4 protein-coding genes and 1 pseudogene are annotated in these 5,323 nt (G+C 73.7%); 1 reads left to right on the top strand and 4 read right to left on the bottom strand.

What is annotated here, in order from left to right; genetic code table 11:
• The 4 genes and pseudogenes from GTW43_RS37390 to GTW43_RS02590 all read right to left on the bottom strand — a co-directional run.
• Positions 1-190: pseudogene (locus GTW43_RS37390) on the bottom strand (hypothetical protein); the annotation flags it as partial.
• Between the two features lie 96 nt (positions 191-286).
• The gene (locus GTW43_RS02600) at positions 287-1,291 is read right to left on the bottom strand and encodes an N-acetylmuramoyl-L-alanine amidase (protein ID WP_343245870.1); all 1,005 of its coding nucleotides are present in this window, start codon (positions 1,289-1,291) and stop codon (positions 287-289) included.
• Positions 1,292-1,313: 22 nt separating this feature from the next.
• Positions 1,314-1,991: a class I SAM-dependent methyltransferase gene (locus tag GTW43_RS02595; RefSeq protein WP_161299912.1), complete on the bottom strand. Its 678-nt coding sequence runs from the start codon at positions 1,989-1,991 to the stop codon at positions 1,314-1,316.
• Between the two features lie 139 nt (positions 1,992-2,130).
• Entirely contained in the window at positions 2,131-3,867 is a 1,737-nt protein-coding gene (locus tag GTW43_RS02590) for an MFS transporter (RefSeq protein WP_161299911.1), read from the bottom strand.
• Between the two features lie 295 nt (positions 3,868-4,162).
• Here GTW43_RS02590 and GTW43_RS02585 point away from each other — a divergent pair.
• On the top strand, positions 4,163-5,323 hold a 1,161-nt coding region (locus tag GTW43_RS02585; RefSeq protein ID WP_161299910.1), incomplete at its 3' end, for an acyl-CoA dehydrogenase family protein.

The raw sequence follows: 5,323 nt of genomic DNA, 5'->3' as shown, positions 1-5,323 counted from the left end.
CCAGGACCACGCTCATCAGCAGCGGACCGCTGCCCCAGGCGTTGGGCATCTCGTAGTTCGTGCCCTGGTCGTCATAGATATCGAGGAACGAGGCGATGAACAGCAACACCGCTGCTCCGATCACCACGCCGTCGCCTCGAGTGAGGGAGCGGATATTCACTTCAGGGTCCTTCGTCAGTCGTCCGGTCATCGGTGGAGGCGGCGCAAGGCGCAGGGGTGGCCCCACATCGTAGGGACACTATCGTCCGCGAGCTGCAGGTGTCTGCCGGGTTCCGCAGCGTGACCTCTACCTGCGCAGGAAACTCACGATTCCCTCAGAGATGCCTTCGGCCGCCTTCTGCCGCCAGGAGCCGGACGTGAGACGGCCCGCGTCCTGGGAGTCCCTCATGTTGCCGCATTCGATGAACACCTTGGGCACGGTCGACATGTTCAGTCCGCCCAGGTCGCTGCGGGTGTCCAGGCCGGTGCCGCCCCCGATGTAGTTGGACGGCGGCTGCCCCGTGACCTGCACGAACCTGCCCGCGATGCGTTCTCCGAGATCCTTCGACGCGGCCACGATCGGGCGGGTGTCGGCGCCGCCCGCGTGCACGGATGCGGGAAGGATCACATGGAATCCGCGGTTGCCCGCGGCGGAGCCGTCCGCGTGGACGGAGACCACGGCGTCGGCATGCGCCTTGTTCCCGATCTGTGCCCTTTCGTCCACGCACGGGCCCCAGGCGCGGGTCCCGTCCTGGGTGAACTTCACGGTGGCGCCCTGCCGTTCGAGGATCGCCCGCATCCTGCGGGCCACGTCGAGGGTGAACGTGGCTTCCGTGTAACCGGAGTTGGTGGACGTGCCGGTGGTGTCGCACTCCTTCGAGGCGTTCCCGACGTTCACGCTCTGATTGATATCGGCCGTGTGCCGAAAGTTTCCCGGATTGTGACCCGGGTCGATGACGACGACCTTCCCGGCGAGCGGTCCGTCACCGGCGCCGGCCGGCTCGGAGGGCTTGTGCGACGGCTTCTTCGACGGGGTGGCGGAGGCCGACGGCGATCCGTCCGTCGGCCGGGCCGACCCGGTGGGGGACGGCGTCGTGCTCGACGACGTGCCCGGCGCCGGCAGCACCCGGGGCGGCTCGCTCTCCCCGGGCCCGCTCACCGCCTGGAACACCAGCCAGCCCGCCAGGGCCGTCGGCACGAGCGCGGCGAGCGTCACGAGCACGGCTCGGCGACCGGGGCGCCTGCCCTCCTGTGGGGCGTCACCGCGGTAGCACTCGTCGAAGTCATCGGGGTCGGGGCCTGCGTACGACACGCCCCCGACCCTAACGGTGACCTCAGATCCCCGGGCCCGTTCGGCGCAGGACGCGCAACGACGCGCACGCCGAGACCTCGGTGAACGCCCCGGACTCCAGCGCCCGCAGATACACCCGGTACGGGGCCTGGCCCGTCCACTCGTCGTGCTTGACCGGGAACACGTCGTGGATGAGCAGCAGCCCGCCCCGCGCCACGTGCGGCGCCCAGCCCTCGTAGTCGGCGTTCGCGTGCTCGTCGGTGTGCCCGCCGTCGATGAACACCAGCCCGAGCGCACCGCCCCACACCCTCGCGACCTGCGGCGACTTCCCGACGAGCGCGACGACGTGGTCCTCGAGGCCCGCCGCGTGCAGCGTGCGCCGGAAGGTCGGCAGGGTGTCCATCAGGCCGACGACCGGATCCACCGTCCCCGGGTCGTGGTAGTCCCAGCCGGGCTGCTGCTCCTCGCTGCCGCGGTGGTGGTCCACGGTCAGCGCGCTCACCCCGGCCGCGCGGGCCGCGGCGGCGAGCAGGATCGTCGAGCGCCCGCAGTACGTGCCGACCTCCAGGAGCGGCAGCCCGAGCGCGGTGGCCTCGGCGGCGGCCGCGTACAGGGCGAGCCCCTCGTCGAGCGGCATGAAGCCCTTGGCGCCCTCGAACGCGGCGAGGATCTCCGGCTCCGGGGCCTGCGGGGCCGGGGCGCGCCCGGCGGTCGTGGTCATGCCGCCATGCTGCCGTACGGGGCGGTGACGGCGGGTCCGGGGGTCGCGGCCGTCACCGCCCCGTACGGCAGGAGCGCCCCGGCCGCCCGGTGTCACGCCGCGGCCCGGGGTCCCGCCGCTGCGGGGGACCCCCTGTGGTCTACCGGACGGTCTCCGCCAGTGACTCCAGGGCCAGGTCGACGTCCACCGCGCGGTCCTCGCCGTGGTGCGTGGCGGCGGAGGCGCGCGGGGCGTGGCCGGGGGCGGTGGCCGCGAGGACGTAGGAGCCGCCCGCGGGGACGGCCAGCGCGTAGCGGCCCTCGGTGTCGGTCAGGGCCGAGCCCGCGCGCCGCCCGCGGCGGTCGAGCAGGGTGACCTTGGCGCGGGGGACGGGCGCGCCCGCCGGGTCGAGGACGCGGCCGCGGAAGGCGGCGAGGGCTTCCTCGGCGCGGGCCAGGTTGGCGTCCTCCTCGCTGCTGGCGCGCAGCTGGACGGTGGCCGGTGCGGTGCGCCGGCCCGGCAGGAACAGGGCGAGCAGTACGCCGACGACGACGGCGCCGGTGGCGATGAGGAACGAGACGCGGAAGCCGTGCATGGTCGGTATCGCGACGCCGCCTGCGTGGTGCGCGGTGTTCGCGAGGACCATGCCGATGACGGCGGAGGACACCGAGGTGCCGATGGAGCGCATCAGGGTGTTGAGCCCGTTGGCCGCGCCGGTCTCGGACGGGTCGACGGCGCCGATGATCAGCGCGGGGAGCGAGGAGTAGGCGAGGCCGATGCCCGCGCCGATGACGACCGAGATGACGATGGTCTGCCAGGCGGCGCTCATCAGGCCGAGCCCGGCGCCGTAGCCGATCGCGATGATCAGCATGCCGAGGATCAGGGTGACCTTGGGGCCGAAGCGGGCCGAGAGGCGGGCGTAGACGGGGGCCGTGAACATCATGGTCAGGCCGAGCGGGGCCACGCACAGGCCCGCGACGACCATCGACTGGCCGAGGCCGTAGCCGGTGGCCGCGGGCAGCTGGAGCAGCTGGGGCAGGACCAGCGAGATCGCGTAGAACGCGACGCCGACCATGATCGAGGCGAGGTTCGTCAGGAGCACCTCGCGGCGGGCGGTGGTGCGCAGGTCGACCAGCGGGGCCTTGCGGCGCAGCTCCATCACGCCCCAGGCGAGCAGCACGGCGACGGCGCCGCCGAACAGGCCGAGCGTGGTGCCGGAGCTCCAGCCCCAGTCGCTGCCCTTGGTGATCGGCAGGAGCAGCAGGACCAGGCCGAGGGAGAGGCCGAGGGCGCCCGCGAGGTCGAAGCTGCCGGGGGCGCGCAGCGGGCTCTCGGGGACGAAGGCCAGGGTCAGGCCGATGGAGACGACGCCGAGGCCGGCGGCGCCGAAGAAGAGGGCGTGCCAGTCGGCGTGCTGCGCGACGAGCGCGGCCAGCGGCAGGGCGAGACCGCCGCCGACGCCGATCGAGGAGGACATCAGGGCCATCGCCGAGCCGAGCTTCTCGGCGGGCAGCATGTCGCGCATCAGGCCGATGCCGAGCGGGATGGCGCCCATGGCGAAGCCCTGGAGGGCGCGGCCGGCGATCATCACGAGCAGGTTGTCGGTGAAGCCGCAGATCAGCGAGCCCACGACCATCACCGCGAGGCTGGCGAGCAGCATCCGGCGCTTGCCGGCGAGGTCGCCGAGGCGGCCCATGATCGGGGTGGAGACGGCGCCCGCGAGCAGCGTGGCGGTCAGGACCCAGGTGGCGTTCGACGGCGCGGTGCTCAGCAGCTCGGGCAGGTCCTTGATGACCGGGACGAGCAGCGTCTGCATGACCGCGACGACGATGCCGGCGAAGGCGAGGACGGGGACGACGGCGCCGGTACGGCGGGACGAGGTCGTCGGCTGGGACATGAAGGGGGGCCTCCGGAAGGCTCTCAGGAACGGTGTCGGGTGACGGCGGGTCGGTGTGCGGGCCCGGTCGTGTGCCGGGTGAGGGTCACGCACACCGCTGTGCGTGTCACTCGCGTGTAACTCGAACCTGTTTCCTCGGGCGACTATTCCGATGATCGTCGTACGAGCGTGAACCTTGACCTTTTCATTACGTGGCGCCTGATAAAGGGCGTCCGGGATTCACCTCCCGGCCATTTCTGACTCGCCGTCAGATGTAGTCTTCCGCTCTACTGGAACGTGTTCTACCGTGCGCCGCATGGGCATCGCCATCACGCAGGAACAGCGGGAACTCGCGGACTCCGTGCGCGGCTGGATCGCGCGCGCCGTACCGCCCGACGAGGTGCGCAAACTGCTCGACGCCCCGACCGCCCCCGGCGTCCGGCCGCCCCACTGGGACGGCCTCGCCGCCCAGGGGCTGCTCGGCCTGCACCTGCCCGAGGAGTGCGGCGGCCAGGGCGGCACCCTGCTCGACCTCGCCGTGGCCGTCGAGGAGGCGGGCCGGGCGGCGCTGCCCGGCCCCTTCCTCGGCAGCGTCCTCGCCGCGGAGGTGCTGCGCCGGGCCGGCCGCACCGACCTCGCCCGCGAGCTGGCCGCAGGGGAGCGGATCGGCGCCGTCGCCCTCGGGCCCGGCGCGCTGAGCGCCGTCGCCGGACCCGACGGGCTCGTCCTGGACGGGACCGCGCCGCCCGTGCTCACCGGCGCCGACGCCGACCTCCTGGTCCTCGCCGCCGAGACCGCCGGGGGCACCGTCTGGCTCGCCGTCGACGCCGCCGGTCCCGGCGTGCACGTGCGCGCCCACGACAGCGCCGACCCGACCCGGCCCACCGCCGAGGTCACCGCGAGCGGCGCCGCCGTCCCGGCCGGCCGGGTCCTCGCCGTCGCCCCCGGGCTGGTCCGCGACCTCGCCGCGGTCCTGCTCGCCGCCGACGCCTGCGGCGGGGCGGCCCGCTCGCTGGCCACCGCCGCCGAGCACGCCAAGGTGCGCGAACAGTTCGGCCGGCCCATCGGACAGTTCCAGGGCGTCAAGCACCTGTGCGCCGACATGCTCCTGCGCGTCGAGACGTCCTGCGCGCTCGTCTGGGACGCGGCCCGCGCCGTCGACGAGGACGGATCCTCCCGTGACGCGCGCGCCCTCGACGAGGACGGGCCCGGCGGTGACGCGTGCGCCCTGGTCGTCGCCCTCGCCGCCGGAGCCGCGCTCGACGCCGCGTACGGCTGCGCCAAGGACTGCATCCAGATCCTCGGCGGCACCGGCTTCACCTGGGAGCACGACGCCCACCTGTACCTGCGCCGGGCCGTCATCGCCCGGCAGCTGCTCGGCGCGGGCGACGCCCACCGGCTGCGCGCCGTCCGCCTCGCCGAGACCGGCGCCCGCCGCGAACTGCGGCTCGACCTGCCCGCCGCCGCGCAGCCGTAC

The sequence above is a fragment of the Streptomyces sp. SID5785 genome, from assembly GCF_009870065.1.
Classification (GTDB): domain Bacteria; phylum Actinomycetota; class Actinomycetes; order Streptomycetales; family Streptomycetaceae; genus Streptomyces.
The sequence above is the reverse complement of the archived record's forward strand: the minus strand, read 5'-3'. Positions and strand labels throughout refer to the sequence as shown.

Coding starts and splice junctions, on each gene's coding strand:
- GTW43_RS02590 (WP_161299911.1), bottom strand. CDS start 3,867: ATGTCCCAGCCGACGACCTCGTCCCGCCGTACCGGCGCCGTCGTCCCC.
- GTW43_RS02595 (WP_161299912.1), bottom strand. CDS start 1,991: ATGACCACGACCGCCGGGCGCGCCCCGGCCCCGCAGGCCCCGGAGCCG.